The sequence below is a fragment of the Escherichia sp. MOD1-EC6098 genome (assembly GCF_002965865.1).
Lineage (GTDB): Bacteria > Pseudomonadota > Gammaproteobacteria > Enterobacterales > Enterobacteriaceae > Escherichia > Escherichia marmotae.
On record NZ_PTSN01000001.1, the window covers coordinates 550,195 to 569,404 of the forward strand.

Here is a 19,210-nt window from a genome sequence, read left to right on the forward strand (position 1 = left end):
CAACTCCTAAAGATTATTTGTTGTCTTTGCCGACATGCAGAATGGCGAGGAACGCTTCCTGCGGCAGCTCGACGTTACCGATCTGCTTCATGCGTTTCTTACCTTCTTTCTGCTTCTGCAGCAGCTTTTTCTTACGGCTGATATCGCCGCCATAACATTTGGCCAGTACGTTTTTACGAAGCTGCTTCACGGTGGAACGCGCGATAATGTGCGTACCAATCGCTGCCTGAATGGCAATATCAAACTGCTGGCGTGGGATTAGATCTTTCATCTTCTCCACCAGCTCGCGACCACGGTTTTGCGAATTATCACGGTGGGTGATCAACGCCAGCGCATCGACACGTTCACCGTTGATTAAAACGTCAACACGCACCATGTCGGAAGCCTGGAAGCGTTTGAAGTTGTAATCCAGAGACGCATAACCACGCGAGGTAGATTTCAAGCGATCGAAGAAGTCGAGCACCACTTCCGCCATCGGGATCTCGTACGTCAGCGCCACCTGATTACCGTGGTAAACCATATTGGTCTGTACACCACGTTTTTCTACGCACAGCGTAATAACGTTACCGAGATATGCCTGCGGCAGCAGCATGTGACATTCCGCGATCGGCTCACGCAGTTCGTAGATGTTATTCACTGCTGGCAGCTTAGACGGGCTGTCGACGTAGATAACTTCTTTCCCCGTAGTTTCTACTTCATACACTACTGTCGGTGCCGTGGTAATCAGGTCAAGATCGTATTCACGTTCCAGACGTTCCTGAATGATCTCCATATGCAGCAGGCCGAGGAAGCCGCAGCGGAAGCCAAAGCCCAGCGCTGTAGAACTTTCCGGCTCGTAGAACAGAGAGGCATCGTTCAGACTCAATTTGCCCAGCGCGTCGCGGAAGGCTTCATAGTCGTCGGAACTTACCGGGAACAGACCGGCATAAACCTGAGGTTTAACTTTCTTAAAGCCTGGCAGCGCTTTTTCTGCCGGATTACGCGCCAGCGTTAAGGTATCGCCTACTGGTGCGCCGTGAATATCTTTAATCGCACAAACCAACCAACCTACTTCACCACATTTCAGTTCAGTACGATCAACTTGTTTCGGCGTGAAAATACCCAGGCGGTCGGCGTTATAAGTCTGCCCGGTACTCATGACTTTCACTTTATCACCCTTACGCAGGGTGCCGTTTTTAATACGGATAAGTGAAACAACGCCCAGGTAGTTGTCGAACCAGGAGTCGATAATCAGTGCCTGCAATGGGCCTTCTGGATCTCCCTCCGGCGGCGGAATGTCACGCACCAGACGTTCCAGTACATCCTGCACACCAACACCTGTTTTTGCCGAGCAACGCACTGCGTCGGTAGCGTCGATGCCGACGATATCTTCGATTTCTTCCGCAACGCGTTCAGGATCGGCTGCTGGTAAGTCAATTTTGTTAAGTACCGGCACCACCTCGAGGTCCATTTCCATCGCGGTGTAGCAGTTTGCCAGGGTTTGCGCTTCTACGCCCTGCCCTGCATCGACCACTAACAATGCACCTTCACAAGCAGCCAGCGAACGGGATACTTCATAGGAGAAGTCCACGTGACCCGGGGTGTCGATAAAGTTAAGTTGATAGGTTTCGCCATCGGACGCTTTATAGTCCAGCGTCACGCTCTGCGCTTTGATAGTAATACCACGCTCACGCTCAAGATCCATGGAATCGAGAACCTGTGCCTCCATTTCACGGTCAGACAGGCCACCGCAGATCTGGATAATACGGTCAGACAGCGTCGATTTACCGTGGTCAATGTGAGCTATGATCGAAAAGTTACGTATATTCTTCATAAAGTATGATTATTGTGCCTTAATGCCCGGTTAACCAGGCTTTTAGAAGTCGCTGTTCTGAGCTTAACGTCTGTATTAATAGAAACGCCGCATTCTACACTACAACATTGAGGCGAGGAAATGTTCATACCGTATGGATTGTGGTATCTGAAAACGTCCTCGCATTTGTTATGCAAAATACAATAAAGCCAGTGAAATCACTGGCTCGCGTCTTCCGAAGATGCTTCATATCGCACAAGGCCAGGCGGCAATGCCACACTTAAGATGATCGGTTGCCATTCTGTTCGGGCGGCAAACTTACGTGAGTATCCTCGCGCAATAAGGAATCCACCAACGCCGCCGAGGATTGCTCCGCATAATGCTGCAATATCTGAAGCAAAGAGTAGCTGAAATAACGAAGCGACAAGGAATAATCCCACCAGCGGCGACATATAAACCAATAATGCGGAGCTAAGCAGGCTGCTTTCAGCGATTCCCAATTCAACTTTCTGCCCCGGCACTAACGGTTCATCACAGGATACGACGATGGTATGTGTGGTTTGCGGGCCTAGTTTATTCAACACGCGACTGCCGCAACCTGCGCGGGAAGCGCAACTGCTGCATGAAGCTTTAACATCGCAACTGACCAGCGCCTGCCCGTTTTGCCAGGAGACGACAGTAGCCCACTCTTTGATCATTCCGCTGCCCCAAACTTAATATTCTCGGCAATTCGTTTCGCCGTTTGCGGTGGCAGTTCACCAACAATGGTGATTTCCGCGTTGTCGCGTATGCTGGTGCTGACCGTTCGGCGTCCGGTTCGCAACATCTGATCGGTACTGGATGGCGTAGCGCGGTTAACGTTTACCGAGAAGCTGAACAACCCGTCGGAATAGAGACGCGATTCGATGGGCATGTTATCCATCGTCGGTAACGGACGTCGACTGCTGGAAACTTCGCTAAAGCCCTGTGGCAACCAGGTTGGAGCCCAATTAAATTTGGCTTTCTCACCAACAGGTACAGAAAGCAGAGGCGGCAAGTTTGCCTTCGCCAGTGTCTGCATACTGTTGCTGATATCCTGATTAACGTTGAAAGCGATCACGCGGAATTGCTCCAGTGTCTCACCATCGCGATCAAGGAGATCAACCCGCATCGGTAATTTCGATTCGGTGTCCATCCACACGATGTAGCTGTAGCGTGTGCCATCACGGGCTACCACGCGGATTACCTCACATAAGCGGTCAGCAATACGGGTGCGCCCCACAGAGATAAAGTCGTAGTAAGGAGAAAGGCGTTTGAAATCGGTATAGATGAGCGATGGCAGAGAATCAACAATGTAATCGCCATTAAGAGTGAACGGTTCAAGACCCGGTTCAAAGTAGCTGATTTCATTGCCGCGCTGTACCACTTCCCGGCGCGGGCCATCCATTTGCAACAACTGTGCAAGAGGACGGTTATCGAGGCGTGCATGTCGATAACGCAGAGACTCAACACCTTGTTTATTGATGCTGATGAATGACAGCTCGTAATTCAGTGACTGGCTAGCCAGGTTCATCTGCTGTAATAACGCCCCGGACGCGGGAGTGGCCGAGGCGTTAGCAGAGAATAACAGGCTACCTGTCACTAATGACATGGCAAACCAAAGTTGCTTCATTACTGCGATTGCGTTCCTAAAGTTTGAATTCCTGGCACTTGTACAGCGGCTTGCTGTGTCTGTGCCTGCTCAAACTGAAGCTGTTCGGAGTGGAGTCGACGTTGCAATTCGTAATCCTGCAACATGGCATTAATGCGACGACGCTGCTCCTGTACCTGCTGCTGTTGACCATTGTTCGCGGTCGCTTCAGAAGGTACTCCCAGGCTTACCGGACTGGCTTTACCCATCATCGGCAGAGTATTAAATACCGGTGTTTCGGGCTGCTGGGACGTTTCAGATTGTCCATTATAGTGCTGGACGCCAACGATAACTGCAAGCGATACGCATGCCGCTACACCCATTTGGGTGAGCTGTGCCGCCCACGGACGAACTTTCTGCCAGAATGGTATTTTCTGCCATTGATGCGGCGCAGGCTGAGCCTCTGGGATCAATATCGTCGGTTGGCGAACGGGCTCTTCTTCAATGGCGGCCATCACGCGTGAAGAGATATCGAAATGGAGTACCTCGGGAGTATCACCCCGCATAGAGTCACGGATTAAGTGATAATTTTCCCAGGTTTTCTGCATCTCCGGGTTGTGAGCCAGTTCGTTAAGCAGCTCACTATCCAGCGTTTCGCCATCCATTAAAGCGGAAAGTTGTTCTTTCTGCATGCCTAATACCCTTATCCAGTATCCCGCTATCGTCAACGCCTGATAAGCGGTTGAACTTTATTATCAATAGCTTCCCTCGCTCGGAAGATACGTGAACGCACCGTACCCACCGGACAATCCATGATAGCGGCTATCTCTTCATAGCTCAGACCATCCAGCTCCCGCAAGGTTATTGCCATGCGTAAATCTTCCGGGAGGGACTCAATAGTTCGGAAAACTATCTGTCTCAGTTCTTCTGACAACATTAAGTTCTCAGGGTTCGAAATTTCTTTCAGCGCGCCGCCACTTTCGAAGTTTTCTGCTTCAATGGCATCCACATCGCTGGAAGGTGGACGACGCCCCTGAGCAACCAAGTAATTTTTTGCCGTATTAACAGCAATCCGATACAGCCATGTATAAAAAGCACTATCTCCCCGGAACGAATCCAGCGCACGATAGGCTTTAATAAAAGCTTCTTGTACCACATCGGGAACATCACCCGACGGCACATAGCGGGAAACCAGACTCGCCACTTTATGCTGATAGCGCACTACCAGTAAGTTAAAAGCTTTCTGATCTCCCTTCTGGACCCGTTCAACCAGGACCTGGTCCGTTAACTGCTCGCTCATCCGAGGTAAAGTCTCCCCAAACCAAATTTCCACGCGCTGTCGAAACGCCACTCCATTAGCTGCAATTTGAGCAAGCAAAAGATTAGAGTGTCTCGTTTTTGTAAAGTTCCGTAACGCATCTGTTTTTGTTTGTCATGCTGTAGACGGATCATTATCTATCATTATAAGTCTACAGAATCTGAATAACGCATTATCTGTGCAGAAATGCCCATTTAACTGCCTGAAGAGTAACCCAACGGCCTTTTTATTTCACCACCTAATCCTCCGTCGACGAGCAACTTCCCTTTTTTCCGCCTCCCAGAAACAATATGTTTAGCCATTGTAACAAACATTAAAATAGCAGGTGTTTAATTGTACAACATGATGCTATGCTGACCGGACTGTGTTTAGTAAATTAAACAACAAAAATGAATACTTTCCCTGAATATTCTTGTGATGTGTTGATTATCGGTAGTGGCGCTGCCGGGCTTTCACTGGCACTACGTCTGGCAGATAAGCATCATGTCATCGTTCTTAGCAAAGGCTCTGTTACTGAAGGCTCGACGTTTTACGCCCAGGGCGGAATTGCTGCCGTGTTTGATGAAACTGACAGTATCGATTCACATGTGGAAGATACGTTGGTTGCCGGTGCCGGAATTTGCGATAGCCATGCGGTTAAGTTTGTTGCCAGCAATGCGCGTTCCTGTGTGCAATGGTTGATCGATCAAGGGGTATTGTTTGATACCCAGGTGCAACCAAATGGGGAAGAAAGTTACCATCTGACCCGTGAAGGCGGTCATAGCCACCGCCGTATTCTTCATGCCGCCGACGCCACTGGTAAAGAAGTAGAAACTACGCTGGTGAGCAAGGCGCAGAGTCATCCGAATATTCGTGTACTGGAACGCAGCAACGCAGTCGATCTGATTATTTCCGACAAAATTGGTCTGCCGGGGACGCGACGAGTGGTCGGAGCATGGGTGTGGAATCGCAATAAAGAAGCGGTAGAAACCTGTCATGCGAAAGCTGTGGTGCTGGCAACTGGCGGCGCATCGAAGGTTTATCAGTACACCACCAATCCGGATATTTCCTCTGGTGATGGTATTGCCATGGCCTGGCGCGCCGGTTGCCGGGTTGCTAATCTCGAATTTAATCAGTTCCACCCAACGGCGCTGTATCATCCACAGGCGCGGAACTTCCTGTTAACGGAAGCTTTACGTGGCGAAGGCGCTTATTTGAAGCGCCCGGACGGCACACGCTTTATGCCCGATTTTGATGAGCGTGGTGAACTGGCTCCGCGCGATATTGTTGCCCGCGCTATTGACTATGAAATGAAACGCCTCGGCGCGGATTGTATGTTCCTAGATATTAGTCATAAGCCTGCGGATTTTATTTGTCAGCATTTCCCGATGATTTATGAAAAGTTGCTGGGTCTGGGTATTGATCTCACTAAAGAGCCTGTGCCGATAGTACCTGCTGCGCACTATACTTGCGGCGGTGTAATGGTGGATGACTATGGGCGTACTGATGTTGATGGGCTGTATGCGATTGGCGAAGTGAGCTACACAGGATTACATGGCGCTAACCGAATGGCCTCTAACTCATTGCTGGAATGTCTGGTCTACGGCTGGTCGGCGGCGGAAGACATTGAAAGACGGATGCCTTATGCACGTGGCGTCAACCGCTTGCCGTCATGGGATGAAAGCCGCGTTGAGGATCCTGACGAGCTGGTGGTGCTCCAACATAACTGGCATGAGCTGCGTCTGTTTATGTGGGATTACGTCGGTATTGTGCGCACAACAAAGCGCCTGGAGCGTGCCCTGCGACGGATCAATATGTTGCAGCAGGAAATAGACGAATATTATGCCCACTTTCGGGTGTCGAATAATTTACTGGAACTGCGTAATCTGGTGCAGGTTGCCGAGTTAATTGTTCGCTGCGCGATGATGCGCAAGGAGAGTCGGGGCTTGCATTACACGCTGGACTACCCGGAGTTGCTCACGCATTCCGGTCCGTCGATTCTCTCGCCTGGCCATCATTACATAAACAAATAAAAAGCCTGGGTCAGCGCCGTATACGCTTCAGAATAGTTCTGGTCTGGCCCACGAATCACTAACCGATCGCTAAAGTATTCCCCCGCCAGTGGGGAGAATGCCAGTAGCACCCGATGCGGTAATCGAGCCTCGTTTTCCGCCACGTCCGTCCGTAAACGTAAATGCCATCCCATGCTTAATGCCAGTTCAGTAAAACCATTACCAATCTGCTCCGGCAGCACCACGCAGAAAAATCCCTCTTCGGTAATGCATTCTGCCGCACAAGTAAGCAACGTCTGGTGATCCAACGTAGTGGTATAGCGCGCCTGTTCCCGTTGCGGCGTCGCGCACTCAACCCCCTGCTGATAATACGGCGGGTTACTGATAATTAAGTCAAAACGCGCGGCCTGCTGGGTTATCCACTGCTGAATATCCGCCGTATGGATATTAATCCGCTCTGCCCACGGGGACTGCGCGATATTTTCCTGCGCCTGAGCCGCTGCCTCACTTTCCAGTTCAACTGCATCAATCATCACGCTGTCATCAGTTCGTTGCGCCAGCATTAGCGCCAGTAGCCCGCTACCACTGCCGATATCAAGGCAGCGTTTTACCCCTGCCACAGGAGCCCATGCGCCCAGTAAAATTCCATCCGTTCCCACTTTCATCGCACAGCGATCGTGCGCGACAAAAAACTGTTTAAAAGTAAATCCATTACGACGAAGCACGGATGTAGACTGTGACATGAAAATAAAACCTTGCTGTAAAAACGGCGATAGCACCGGGTAAGAACAATACCTGAGAAGCGATATCCATACAAACAGATGAAGATTGCAGCCGTAACGTCTATAATCAGCGCCCCACACAGAGGTAGAACATGACTGTAACGACTTTTTCCGAACTTGAACTCGACGAAAGCCTGCTGGAAGCCCTCCAGGATAAAGGTTTCACTCGCCCGACCGCCATTCAGGCTGCCGCCATTCCGCCTGCGCTCGATGGCCGTGATGTACTCGGTTCTGCGCCGACAGGCACCGGTAAAACGGCGGCGTATCTGCTGCCAGCGTTGCAGCACCTGCTCGATTTCCCGCGTAAGAAATCCGGTCCACCGCGTATTTTGATCCTCACCCCAACTCGCGAACTGGCGATGCAGGTGGCCGATCATGCCCGTGAACTGGCGAAACATACACATCTGGATATTGCCACCATCACCGGCGGCGTGGCCTATATGAACCACGCGGAAGTGTTCAGCGAAAACCAGGACATCGTGGTCGCCACGACCGGACGTCTGCTGCAATACATAAAAGAAGAGAACTTCGATTGCCGCGCGGTTGAAACACTGATCCTTGACGAAGCAGACCGTATGCTGGATATGGGCTTCGCCCAGGATATCGAACATATTGCTGGCGAAACTCGCTGGCGTAAGCAAACCCTGCTCTTCTCAGCTACGCTGGAAGGCGATGCCATTCAGGATTTTGCCGAACGTCTGCTGGAGGATCCGGTGGAAGTTTCTGCTAATCCATCCACCCGTGAGCGCAAAAAGATTCATCAGTGGTATTACCGTGCCGATGACCTTGAGCATAAAACTGCGTTGCTGGTACATCTGTTAAAACAGCCGGAAGCGACTCGCTCAATCGTATTTGTGCGCAAGCGTGAGCGTGTGCATGAACTGGCAAACTGGTTGCGCGAAGCAGGCATCAACAACTGCTATCTCGAAGGTGAGATGGTACAAGGCAAGCGTAATGAAGCGATTAAGCGTCTGACTGAAGGTCGCGTAAACGTGCTGGTTGCCACCGACGTTGCCGCACGTGGTATCGACATTCCGGATGTCAGCCACGTCTTTAACTTCGATATGCCGCGCAGTGGCGATACCTATTTGCACCGAATCGGGCGTACCGCTCGCGCCGGTCGTAAAGGGATCGCGATTTCACTGGTTGAAGCCCATGACCATCTGCTGCTGGGCAAAGTTAGTCGTTATATTGAAGAGCCGATTAAAGCTCGCGTCATTGATGAGTTACGCCCGAAAACGCGTGCGCCAAGCGAGAAACAGACGGGTAAACCATCGAAGAAAGTCCTGGCAAAACGCGCCGAGAAGAAAAAGGCTAAAGAGAAAGAGAAGCCACGGGTGAAAAAACGCCACCGCGATACCAAAAATATTGGTAAGCGCCGCAAACCAAGCGGAACAGGCGTGCCGCCGCAAACGACAGAAGAGTAAAAATAATGCCGGGTTTTATCCCGGCATTATTTTTGTCTATAGATAACCACCAGCCTGACTGATGGTTATCTATATAGACAAAAAGCGGAAGAGGTCACCCTCTTCCGCTTCTGTAATATCTTGCTACTTAAGCCTTACAGGCTTTCAGTAAAGGTACGAGCGATAACGTCGCGCTGCTGTTCCGGAGTCAGAGAGTTGAAGCGAACTGCATAACCGGATACACGGATAGTCAACTGCGGATATTTTTCCGGATGCTTAACAGCATCTTCCAGAGTTTCGCGACGCAGAACGTTTACGTTCAGGTGCTGACCACCTTCCACGCGAACTTCTGGTTTAACTTCTACTGGAACTTCACGGTATTCAATATCACCCAGTTTGCTTACTGCAACCACTTCGTCTTCTGCAAATCCTGCTTTCGCAACGATGCAACGCGCTTCGCCTTTTTCGCTGTCCAGCAGCCAGAAAGAGTTCAGCAGATCGTCATTAGCGGCTTTAGTAATCTGGATACCTGTAATCATGTGATGCCTCCCCGGCAAAATTATTTGATTTGTCAGCCTGTCGCGGCCAATTGGTAAAACCATTGTTGTTTGAGTGTATATATACTCCTCAAACACTCTTGATTCTTTGATTTAAATCAATAAAAACCACACGGTAAGCGTGGTCGCAAATAGATTTTATTGTTTTACATCAACTTATGCGGGTGTGAAATTTTACCAATTTACATTTTTTTGCACTCGATTGTGTCTAAAAAATGAGCTTGATTTTGTTCTGTAGAAAGAAGCAGTTAAGCTAGGTGGATTGAAGATCCGCAGGAGAGCGAGATGGCTAACGAATTAACCTGGCATGACGTGCTGGCTGAAGAGAAGCAGCAACCCTATTTTCTTAATACCCTTCAGACCGTCGCCAGTGAGCGGCAGTCTGGCATCACTATCTATCCGCCACAAAAAGATGTCTTTAATGCCTTCCGTTTTACTGAGTTGAGCGATGTCAAAGTTGTGATTCTCGGCCAGGATCCTTACCACGGACCTGGACAGGCACATGGTCTGGCATTTTCTGTTCGTCCCGGTATTGCGACACCGCCGTCACTGCTGAATATGTATAAAGAGCTGGAAAATACCATCCCAGGCTTTACCCGCCCGACGCATGGTTACCTGGAAAGCTGGGCGCGCCAGGGCGTGCTGCTGCTCAATACCGTATTGACTGTACGTGCAGGTCAGGCGCATTCCCACGCCAGCCTCGGCTGGGAGACGTTCACCGATAAAGTCATCAGCCTGATTAATCAGCATCGCGAAGGCGTGGTGTTTTTACTGTGGGGGTCGCATGCGCAAAAGAAAGGGGCAATTATAGATAAGCAACGCCATCACGTACTGAAAGCACCGCATCCGTCGCCGTTATCGGCCCATCGTGGATTCTTTGGCTGTAACCATTTTGTACTGGCAAATCAGTGGCTGGAACAACGTGGCGAGAAGCCGATTAACTGGATACCTGTATTACCGGCAGAGAGCGAGTAAATTTGCGGGAAAATGCCGGATGGCAGAACTGCCATCCGGCTGATTTATCAGGCTTTATTCTGACGCCACCATTCACCAAGCAGAACACCCGTTGCGACAGAGATATTCAGACCAGCAACATTGCCAGTACCGTCAATCTTCACTCGCAGATCGTTTGGATCACGCGCAGCATCTGGTAACCCTTCATATTCCTGCCCCAAAACCAACACCATTTTCGCTGGCAAACTGGTTTTGAACAGTGGTTGGCCCTGTTCGCTGGAAGTGGTCACCACGGTGTAACCCGCCTGACGGAAATCATCCAGCACATTAACAATGTTGTCGCCAGTAATCGGTTGCACATGCTCTGCGCCACCTTCTGCGGTACGGATAGCCGCACCCGATTCCAGCAACGCCGCATCCTGCACAACAACACCTTTCACGCCGAAGTGCGCACAGCTACGCATCATCCCGCCCAGATTATGTGGGTTAGATTCATTTTCCAACGCCAGTACGCAATCCTGTGCACCTGCCTGGCTTACCCACTGCTGCACGGTTGTGCCGTTGCGCTTTTTGATCAGGAAGCAAACGCCGCCGTGATGTTCCGTGCCTGACGCTTTTGCCAGCTCGGCTTCATCTACCACGTGGTACGCTTTGCGGTTTGCCGCCATCCAGCGCAATGCTTCTTTAAAACGCGGCGTTACACTCTGGATAAACCAGGCGCGAACAATCGCTTCCGGACGGCTCTGGAACAGTGCCTGACATGCGTTTTCGCCGTAGACGCGGGTTTCTTCCGCACGCTGACGACGCAACACTTCCGGATCAATAAAACTTTTACCACTGATGCCACCGTGATCGGCCTTTTCCGGTGCCTCATCACCCGGCGCGCGGGAAACAGTTCGCCACGGCGACTCTTCCCACTTGCGGTCACGGGGCTGACTCTGTTTGTCATCGCGGGCGGGGCGACGGCCACCGTCGGCACGAGATTTTCCTGGACGCCCGCCCCCTTTCCCGGTTCGCGGGTTGTGGGTTCGTTTATCAGAATCATCATCACTGCGGACATACATCACTTTGACCTTGCCGCTTTTGCTTTTCATTTCATCGTTCATGCTTTTCTCCACCAGCGCTGCGCGAAGCGCGCAGATTACCCGAAGTGCGCGCGGTTCGCCATGATTTCGTTCCAAAGCCTGCGACTATCATACCCATTGAATAAAACAGATTGTTGTCTGGAACAATGCCCTCGATAATATGTAACATATTAGAAACATACCGGCGTCGTTGCCGATAAGTCTCCTTACTCATCCCGAGGTTAGTTATGAATACCGTTTGTACCCATTGTCAGGCCATCAACCGCATTCCCGACGAACGGATTGACGATGCGGCAAAATGCGGACGCTGCGGTCACGACCTGTTTGACGGAGAGGTGATTAATGCGACCGGTGAAACACTCGACAAATTGCTGAAAGACGATCTGCCTGTGGTGATCGACTTCTGGGCACCGTGGTGCGGCCCTTGCCGTAACTTCGCACCGATTTTTGAAGATGTTGCACAAGAGCGTAGCGGTAAAGTGCGTTTTGTAAAAGTGAATACCGAAGCTGAACGTGAATTAAGCAGTCGCTTTGGTATTCGCAGTATTCCGACGATCATGATTTTCAAAAATGGTCAGGTTGTCGACATGCTTAACGGCGCAGTGCCGAAAGCACCGTTTGATAGCTGGCTGAACGAATCTCTTTAATCTTATCGGGGCGCATCTTGTGCCCCGTTTTCTCCTCTGCGACAATGGCATTTTTTCGACGCTCTCTTATGACCGAAAACGCTGTTCTCCAGTTACGCGCCGAGCGTATTGCGCGCGCAACACGTCCTTTTCTTGCCCGTGGTAATCGCGTTCGTCGTTGCCAACGCTGCCTTTTGCCAGAGAAATTATGCCTCTGTTCAACCATCACCCCAACGGAAGCAAAAAGCCGCTTTTGTTTGCTGATGTTTGACACCGAGCCAATGAAACCCAGCAATACTGGACGTTTGATTGCCGATATCTTGCCAGATACCGTCGCGTTTCAATGGTCACGTACCGAACCATCGCAAGAACTGCTGGATCTGGTGCAAAACCCGTATTATCAGCCAATGGTGGTTTTTCCTGCCTCATATGCGGATGAGCAACGAGAAGTGATCTTTACGCCTCCTCCTGGTAAGCCACCGCTATTTATCATGCTCGATGGCACCTGGCCGGAAGCGCGGAAGATGTTTCGTAAAAGTCCGTATCTGGATAATCTTCCCGTCATTTCCGTCGATCTTTCGCGTTTGTCTGCCTATCGCCTGCGTGAAGCTCAGAGTGAAGGCCAATATTGCACCGCTGAGGTAGCCATCGCACTTTTAGATATGGCGGGTGACACCAAAGCCGCAACGGGCTTAGGCGAGCATTTCACTCGCTTTAAAACGCGCTATCTGGCAGGAAAAACGCAACATCTGGGTAGTATCACAGCAGAACAGTTAGAAATCGTTTAAAATCATTCGGTCACTTCTGCGGGAGACCGGTATGAGTCAGCGAGGACTGGAAGCACTACTGCGACCAAAATCGATTGCGGTAATTGGCGCGTCGATGAAACCCAATCGCGCAGGTTACCTGATGATGCGTAACCTGCTGGCTGGAGGCTTTAACGGACCGGTGCTGCCGGTGACGCCAGCCTGGAAGGCGGTACAGGGCGTGCTGGCATGGCCAGACATCGCCAGTTTGCCTTTTACTCCTGACCTCGCAGTGCTATGTACTAATGCCAGCCGCAATCTTGCTCTTCTGGAAGAGCTTGGAGAGAAAGGCTGTAAAACCTGCATTATTCTTTCTTCACCGACATCACAACACAAAGACCTACGCGCCTGCGCTCTGCGCCATAACATGCGCCTGCTTGGACCAAACAGTCTGGGATTACTCGCTCCCTGGCAAGGGCTGAATGCCAGCTTTTCGCCAGTGCCAATTAAGCGCGGCAAGCTGGCGTTTATTTCACAATCGGCTGCTGTCTCCAACACCATCCTCGACTGGGCGCAACAGCGTGAAATGGGGTTTTCATACTTTATTGCGCTCGGTGACAGCCTGGATATCGACGTTGATGAATTGCTCGACTACCTGGCACGCGACAGCAAAACCAGCGCCATCTTGCTCTATCTCGAACAATTAAGCGACGCACGACGCTTTGTGTCGGCTGCCCGTAGTGCCTCGCGAAATAAGCCGATTCTGGTGATTAAAAGCGGACGTAGTCCGGCGGCGCAAAGATTGCTGAACACCACAGCGGGTATGGATCCGGCGTGGGATGCAGCTATTCAGCGTGCCGGTTTGTTGCGAGTGCAGGACACCCACGAACTGTTTTCGGCGGTGGAAACCCTTAGCCACATGCGTCCGTTGCGTGGCGACCGGCTGATGATTATCAGCAACGGTGCTGCTCCTGCCGCACTGGCGCTGGATGCCTTATGGTCGCGCAATGGTAAACTGGCAACGTTAAGTGAAGAGGCCTGCCAGAAACTACGCGATGCCCTGCCAGAACATGTAGCAATCTCTAACCCGCTTGATCTACGCGATGACGCCAGCAGCGAGCACTATGTCAAAACGCTGGATATTCTGCTCCACAGCCAGGATTTTGATGCGCTGATGGTTATCCATTCCCCCAGCGCCGCTGCGCCTGCCACAGAAAGCGCACAGGCATTAATTGAAGCAGTAAAACATCATCCTCGCAGCAAGTATGTCTCTCTGCTGACTAACTGGTGCGGCGAACACTCCTCGCAAGAGGCGCGACGTTTATTCAGTGAAGCCGGGCTTCCGACCTATCGCACACCGGAAGGAACTATCACCGCTTTTATGCATATGGTTGAGTACCGTCGAAACCAGAAGCAGTTACGCGAAACACCGGCGTTACCCAGCAATCTGACCTCCAATACCGCAGAAGCGCATATTCTGCTACAGCAGGCCATTGCCGAAGGAGCGACATCGCTCGATACCCATGAGGTTCAGCCAATCCTGCAAGCATATGGCATGAACACGCTTCCCACCTGGATTGCCACTGACAGCACCGAAGCTGTGCATATTGCAGAACAGATTGGTTATCCGGTGGCGCTGAAATTGCGCTCGCCGGATATTCCGCATAAATCGGAAGTTCAGGGCGTGATGCTCTATTTACGTACGGCTAATGAAGTCCAGCAAGCCGCGAACGCTATTTTCGATCGGGTAAAAATGGCCTGGCCGCAGGCACGGATCCACGGCCTGTTGGTGCAAAGTATGGCTAATCGTGCTGGCGCTCAGGAGCTGCGTGTAGTCGTGGAACACGATCCGGTTTTTGGGCCGTTGATCATGCTTGGTGAGGGCGGTGTGGAGTGGCGTCCTGAAGATCAAGCTGTCGTGGCGCTGCCACCGCTGAACATGAATCTGGCTCGCTATCTGGTCATTCAGGGAATCAAAAGTAAAAAAATTCGTGCACGCAGCGCACTGCGTCCACTCGACATCGCGGGCTTAAGCCAGTTACTGGTGCAGGTTTCCAACCTGATTGTCGATTGCCCAGAAATTCAGCGGCTGGATATTCACCCTTTACTGGCTTCCGGCAGTGAATTTACCGCGCTGGATGTCACGGTGGATATTGCACCGTTCGAAGGCAATAACGAAAGTCGCCTTGCTGTGCGCCCGTACCCACATCAGTTAGAAGAGTGGGTAGAATTAAAAAACGGCGAACGTTGCTTGTTCCGCCCGATCTTGCCGGAAGATGAGCCACAACTTCAGCAATTCATTTCGCGAGTCACCAAAGAAGATCTTTATTACCGTTACTTTAGCGAGATCAACGAATTCACCCATGAAGATTTAGCTAACATGACGCAGATCGACTACGATCGGGAAATGGCGTTTGTGGCTGTACGGCGTATTGATCAAAAAGAAGAGATCCTTGGCGTCACTCGGGCGATCTCCGATCCTGATAACATTGATGCCGAATTTGCCGTACTGGTGCGCTCGGATCTCAAAGGGTTAGGCTTAGGTCGACGCTTAATGGAAAAGTTGATTACCTATACGCGAGATCACGGACTGCAACGTCTGAATGGTATTACGATGCCAAACAATCGTGGCATGGTGGCGCTGGCCCGCAAGCTCGGGTTTAACGTCGATATCCAGCTCGAAGAGGGGATCGTTGGGCTGACGCTAAATCTTGCCCAGCGCGAGGAATCATGAGTAAGGTACTGGAAATGTTGACCACTTAATCGGGACTGGTGTTATTATTGCCCGCTTATGTCGTCTGCATTGCACAGAGGACCCTTCAATGAACAGAGAAGAAATGCACTGTGATGTTGTCAAAATTTAAGCGTAATAAACATCAACAACACCTTGCCCAACTACCCAAGATTTCTCAATCAGTTGATGATGTCGATTTTTTTTACGCTCCCGCCGACTTCCGGGAGACACTGCTGGAAAAAATAGCCAGCGCGAAGCAGCGCATTTGCATTGTCGCCCTGTATCTTGAGCAGGATGACGGTGGCAAAGGCATTCTGAGCGCGTTGTATGAGGCTAAACGGCAGCGTCCGGAACTGGATGTGCGGGTGCTGGTCGACTGGCATCGTGCACAACGTGGGCGCATTGGCGCTGCGGCATCTAATACCAATGCTGACTGGTACTGCCGCATGGCGCAGGAAAACCCGGGCGTAGATGTTCCGGTTTATGGCGTTCCGATCAATACCCGTGAAGCCCTGGGCGTTCTGCACTTTAAAGGCTTTATCATCGACGATAGCGTACTTTATAGCGGTGCCAGCCTGAACGATGTTTACCTGCATCAGCATGATAAATACCGCTACGACCGCTATCATCTGATCCGTAACCGTAAAATGTCAGACATTATGTTTGAATGGGTTACACAGAATATTATGAATGGTCGCGGTGTTAACCGTCTGGATGATATTCACCGTCCGAAAAGCCCGGAAATCAAAAACGATATCCGCCTGTTCCGCCAGGAGTTGCGTGATGCTGCTTATCATTTCCAGGGCGATGCCGATAACGATCAACTCTCCGTAACGCCATTAGTGGGTCTGGGAAAATCGAGTCTGTTGAACAAGACTATTTTCCATCTTATGCCGTGTGCCGAGCAAAAACTGACCATCTGCACACCATACTTCAACCTACCGGCCATCCTCGTGCGCAATATCATCCAATTGCTGCGCGAAGGGAAAAAAGTCGAAATTATTGTCGGTGATAAAACCGCAAATGACTTCTACATTCCGGAAGATGAACCTTTCAAGATTATCGGCGCACTGCCGTATCTCTACGAGATTAATCTGCGTCGTTTCCTGAGCCGTTTGCAGTATTACGTCAATACTGACCAGTTAGTGGTCCGGTTATGGAAAGATGACGACAATACCTATCACCTGAAAGGGATGTGGGTTGATGATAAGTGGATGCTGATCACCGGTAATAACCTGAACCCTCGCGCCTGGCGTCTGGATCTGGAAAACGCCATTTTGATCCACGATCCGCAACTGGAGCTTGCGCCGCAGCGTGAGAAAGAGTTGGATCTGATCCGCGAGCATACCACTATCGTTAAGCACTACCGCGATCTGCAAAGTATTGCCGATTATCCGGTGAAGGTTCGCAAGCTTATCCGTCGCTTGCGTCGTATCCGTATCGACCGATTAATTAGCCGTATCCTGTAATCTGAACCCCGTCCTGTACGGGGTTTGTTTTTTGGAGGCCACGTTGCGTATTCTTTTTGCCTGTTCGCTATTGTTGCTTTCTGGTTGCAGCCATAGGGCTAACGATGGCTGGAGCGGACAGGATAAAGCGCAACACTTTATCGCCTCGGCAATGCTTTCAGCGGCTGGAAATGAATATGCACAGCATCGGGAGATAAGCCGCGACCGCAGCGCCATGTTCGGGTTGATGTTCTCTGTAAGTCTGGGCGTGTCAAAAGAGCTGTGGGATAGCCGCCCCGAAGGGAGCGGCTGGAGCTGGAAAGATTTTGCCTGGGACGTAGCCGGTGCCACCACCGGTTATACGGTCTGGCAAATGGCTCATCACTAAAGACGCATCCCCTTCCCTTTATGATGTAGCATCAAAGAAACCAGAAACGCGACTACGGCCATCAATGTCACATACCAGAAGAATGCCGTTTCCATTCCTATCGATTTTAGCGACAACGCCACATACTCCGCTGAGCCACCAAATATGGCATTCGCGACCGCATATGACAGACCAACACCTAATGCGCGAACCTGTGCCGGGAACATTTCCGCCTTCAGGATCCCACTAATTGAAGTGTAAAAACTCACAATCAGCAGGGCACACATCACCAAACCAAAAGCCGCATAAGGTGAGGAGACGTTCTGCAATGCCGAAAGAATGGGGACGGTAAAAATAGCGGCCAGAGAGCCGAAACATAACATTGAAGTCCGACGGCCAATCTTATCCGACAATGCTCCAATTATCGGCTGGATGAGCATAAATACAAACAGCGCCGCCGTCATAATGCCGCTTGCTACGTTGGCGTGCATACCCGCAGTATTCACCAGATACTTCTGCATATAGGTGGTGAAGGTATAGAAACAAAGAGAACCCGCAGCCGTAAAGCCGAGAACCATGATGAATGCACGGCGATTGCGCCATAATCCCTTCATTGAACCCGCTTCTTTTAGAGCTCGCGTTTCTTGTTGCGAAGTTTCATCCAACTGACGACGTAACCATAACGCCACAACGGCTAACACCGCGCCTAATGCAAAGGGAATACGCCACCCCCACTCTCTAAGCGCGATATCTTCCATTGTATGCTGTAAAACCACCACAACCAACAATGCCAGAAGTTGCCCGCCTATCAACGTGACATACTGAAATGAAGCGTAAAACCCTTTGCGTCCTTCTACTGCAACTTCACTCATATAGGTGGCGCTGGTGCCATATTCTCCACCTACAGATAATCCCTGGAATAAACGCGCGAGAAGTAACAACGCCGGAGCCCAGGTGCCAATTGTTTCATAGCCTGGCAAGCAGGCTATGACCAGTGATCCAAAACACATCATACATACCGATAGCAGCATCGATTTCTTGCGGCCATGTTTGTCAGCAATACGACCAAATAACCAGCCGCCTATTGGACGCATCAGAAATCCTGCGGCAAAAATACCGGCAGTTTGTAGTAGTTGAGTGGTTGTGTTATCTGAAGGGAAGAAGATGTGGGCGAAATAGAGGGAACAAAATGAGTAGACATAGAAATCGAACCACTCAACCAGGTTACCTGATGAGGCCCCTACAATTGCCCAAATGCGGCGACGAGTATCACTACTTGTCAGTTTGCCGTCTGCCGTTACAGTGTTTTCTGCCATGCCATTATTTCTCCTGCCATAATCCGATGCTTTTGTCGGTTGTTATTTATTTTTTAGTAAGACAAATGTTATACATTTGTTATTTTGCTTGCACAACCATAACTGAGAATTTAGTTAGCAGAAGAATAATTATTGCGGATATTAAGGATGGATTGCAGGTGAGGCGATCGTATGGAAGCGGGCAGGTTGGGGAAACCGTATCCGCTACTGAATCTGGCGTATGTGGGGGAATAATGCGCTGCTGACCCCTACCGTAACCCTGCGCAGGACAGATAAGGCTCGCCAGCATTGCATCCGGCATTTTTTCCGCACCAGCGCAAAAAGGCCATCCTTACGGATGGCCTTTCGCTTTATTTGATGCCTGGCAGTTCCCTACTCTCGCATGGGGAGGCCCCACACTACCATCGGCGCTACGGCGTTTCACTTCTGAGTTCGGCATGGGGTCAGGTGGGACCACCGCGCTATCTCCGCCAGGCAAA

18 protein-coding genes and 1 rRNA gene are annotated in these 19,210 nt (G+C 50.7%); 8 read left to right on the top strand and 11 right to left on the bottom strand.

Annotated elements, in window-relative coordinates; genetic code table 11:
• Window positions 1-13: 13 nt before the first annotated feature.
• From lepA to rseD, 6 genes are all read right to left on the bottom strand, one after another.
• Window positions 14-1,813 (bottom strand): translation elongation factor 4, encoded by a 1,800-nt coding sequence (gene lepA / locus C0K55_RS02605; RefSeq protein ID WP_000790174.1) that lies wholly within the window; start codon window positions 1,811-1,813, stop codon window positions 14-16.
• Between the two features lie 197 nt (window positions 1,814-2,010).
• On the bottom strand, window positions 2,011-2,490 hold the full coding sequence (rseC, locus tag C0K55_RS02610; protein ID WP_016249085.1) for a SoxR-reducing system protein RseC: 480 nt from the start codon (window positions 2,488-2,490) through the stop codon (window positions 2,011-2,013).
• Window positions 2,487-3,443: a sigma-E factor regulatory protein RseB gene (gene rseB / locus C0K55_RS02615; RefSeq protein WP_000812042.1), complete on the bottom strand. Its 957-nt coding sequence runs from the start codon at window positions 3,441-3,443 to the stop codon at window positions 2,487-2,489. Before rseB ends, rseC begins: the two co-directional genes overlap by 4 nt.
• Window positions 3,443-4,093, bottom strand: a complete 651-nt coding sequence (gene rseA, locus C0K55_RS02620) for an anti-sigma-E factor RseA (protein ID WP_105266335.1) — start codon at window positions 4,091-4,093, stop codon at window positions 3,443-3,445. Before rseA ends, rseB begins: the two co-directional genes overlap by 1 nt.
• 32 nt (window positions 4,094-4,125) lie before the next feature.
• Window positions 4,126-4,701, bottom strand: coding sequence for an RNA polymerase sigma factor RpoE (gene rpoE, locus C0K55_RS02625; RefSeq protein ID WP_001295364.1), 576 nt, complete (start codon window positions 4,699-4,701; stop codon window positions 4,126-4,128).
• A complete protein-coding gene (rseD, locus tag C0K55_RS25850; RefSeq protein WP_010378892.1) occupies window positions 4,698-4,853 on the bottom strand; it encodes a rpoE leader peptide RseD in 156 nt (51 codons plus the stop codon). Before rseD ends, rpoE begins: the two co-directional genes overlap by 4 nt.
• A gap of 255 nt (window positions 4,854-5,108) precedes the next feature.
• Here rseD and nadB point away from each other — a divergent pair, with 255 nt between their 5' ends.
• Window positions 5,109-6,731, top strand: coding sequence for an L-aspartate oxidase (gene nadB / locus C0K55_RS02630; RefSeq protein WP_016249088.1), 1,623 nt, complete (start codon window positions 5,109-5,111; stop codon window positions 6,729-6,731).
• Here nadB and trmN read toward each other — a convergent pair.
• The gene (trmN, locus tag C0K55_RS02635; RefSeq protein WP_010378883.1) at window positions 6,716-7,453 is read right to left on the bottom strand and encodes a tRNA(1)(Val) (adenine(37)-N(6))-methyltransferase TrmN; all 738 of its coding nucleotides are present in this window, start codon (window positions 7,451-7,453) and stop codon (window positions 6,716-6,718) included. The two genes, nadB and trmN, sit on opposite strands and share 16 nt — an antisense overlap.
• 131 nt (window positions 7,454-7,584) lie before the next feature.
• Here trmN and srmB point away from each other — a divergent pair, with 131 nt between their 5' ends.
• Window positions 7,585-8,919 (top strand): ATP-dependent RNA helicase SrmB, encoded by a 1,335-nt coding sequence (srmB, locus tag C0K55_RS02640; RefSeq protein ID WP_000219188.1) that lies wholly within the window; start codon window positions 7,585-7,587, stop codon window positions 8,917-8,919.
• Between the two features lie 134 nt (window positions 8,920-9,053).
• Here srmB and grcA read toward each other — a convergent pair whose 3' ends face one another.
• Window positions 9,054-9,437, bottom strand: a complete 384-nt coding sequence (gene grcA, locus C0K55_RS02645; RefSeq protein WP_000627804.1) for an autonomous glycyl radical cofactor GrcA — start codon at window positions 9,435-9,437, stop codon at window positions 9,054-9,056.
• A 303-nt stretch (window positions 9,438-9,740) separates the two neighbouring features.
• Between grcA and ung the strand changes: the two genes are divergently transcribed.
• Complete coding sequence (gene ung, locus C0K55_RS02650) at window positions 9,741-10,430, top strand: uracil-DNA glycosylase (RefSeq protein ID WP_001262704.1); 690 nt, start codon at window positions 9,741-9,743, stop codon at window positions 10,428-10,430.
• 47 nt (window positions 10,431-10,477) lie between these two features.
• Here the strand turns inward: ung and C0K55_RS02655 are convergent, their stop codons facing one another.
• Window positions 10,478-11,515 (bottom strand): tRNA/rRNA methyltransferase, encoded by a 1,038-nt coding sequence (locus C0K55_RS02655; protein WP_000997429.1) that lies wholly within the window; start codon window positions 11,513-11,515, stop codon window positions 10,478-10,480.
• A gap of 206 nt (window positions 11,516-11,721) precedes the next feature.
• Between C0K55_RS02655 and trxC the strand changes: the two genes are divergently transcribed.
• The 5 genes from trxC to C0K55_RS02685 all read left to right on the top strand — a co-directional run bounded on the left by trxC (window position 11,722) and on the right by C0K55_RS02685 (window position 17,436).
• Window positions 11,722-12,141 (top strand): thioredoxin TrxC, encoded by a 420-nt coding sequence (gene trxC, locus C0K55_RS02665; protein WP_001098736.1) that lies wholly within the window; start codon window positions 11,722-11,724, stop codon window positions 12,139-12,141.
• 68 nt (window positions 12,142-12,209) lie between these two features.
• Window positions 12,210-12,908, top strand: coding sequence for a tRNA-uridine aminocarboxypropyltransferase (tapT, locus tag C0K55_RS02670; RefSeq protein ID WP_001516900.1), 699 nt, complete (start codon window positions 12,210-12,212; stop codon window positions 12,906-12,908).
• A 31-nt stretch (window positions 12,909-12,939) separates the two neighbouring features.
• Entirely contained in the window at window positions 12,940-15,600 is a 2,661-nt protein-coding gene (gene patZ / locus C0K55_RS02675) for a peptidyl-lysine N-acetyltransferase PatZ (RefSeq protein ID WP_105266334.1), read from the top strand.
• 113 nt (window positions 15,601-15,713) lie between these two features.
• Entirely contained in the window at window positions 15,714-17,069 is a 1,356-nt protein-coding gene (gene pssA, locus C0K55_RS02680) for a CDP-diacylglycerol--serine O-phosphatidyltransferase (RefSeq protein ID WP_016249092.1), read from the top strand.
• A gap of 43 nt (window positions 17,070-17,112) precedes the next feature.
• A complete protein-coding gene (locus C0K55_RS02685; RefSeq protein WP_016262268.1) occupies window positions 17,113-17,436 on the top strand; it encodes a YfiM family lipoprotein in 324 nt (107 codons plus the stop codon).
• Here C0K55_RS02685 and kgtP read toward each other — a convergent pair.
• Window positions 17,433-18,731, bottom strand: coding sequence for an alpha-ketoglutarate permease (gene kgtP, locus C0K55_RS02690; RefSeq protein WP_016249093.1), 1,299 nt, complete (start codon window positions 18,729-18,731; stop codon window positions 17,433-17,435). The genes C0K55_RS02685 and kgtP overlap by 4 nt on opposite strands.
• Before the next feature lie 359 nt (window positions 18,732-19,090).
• Window positions 19,091-19,206, bottom strand: a 5S ribosomal RNA gene (gene rrf, locus C0K55_RS02700).
• Window positions 19,207-19,210 lie beyond the last annotated feature (4 nt).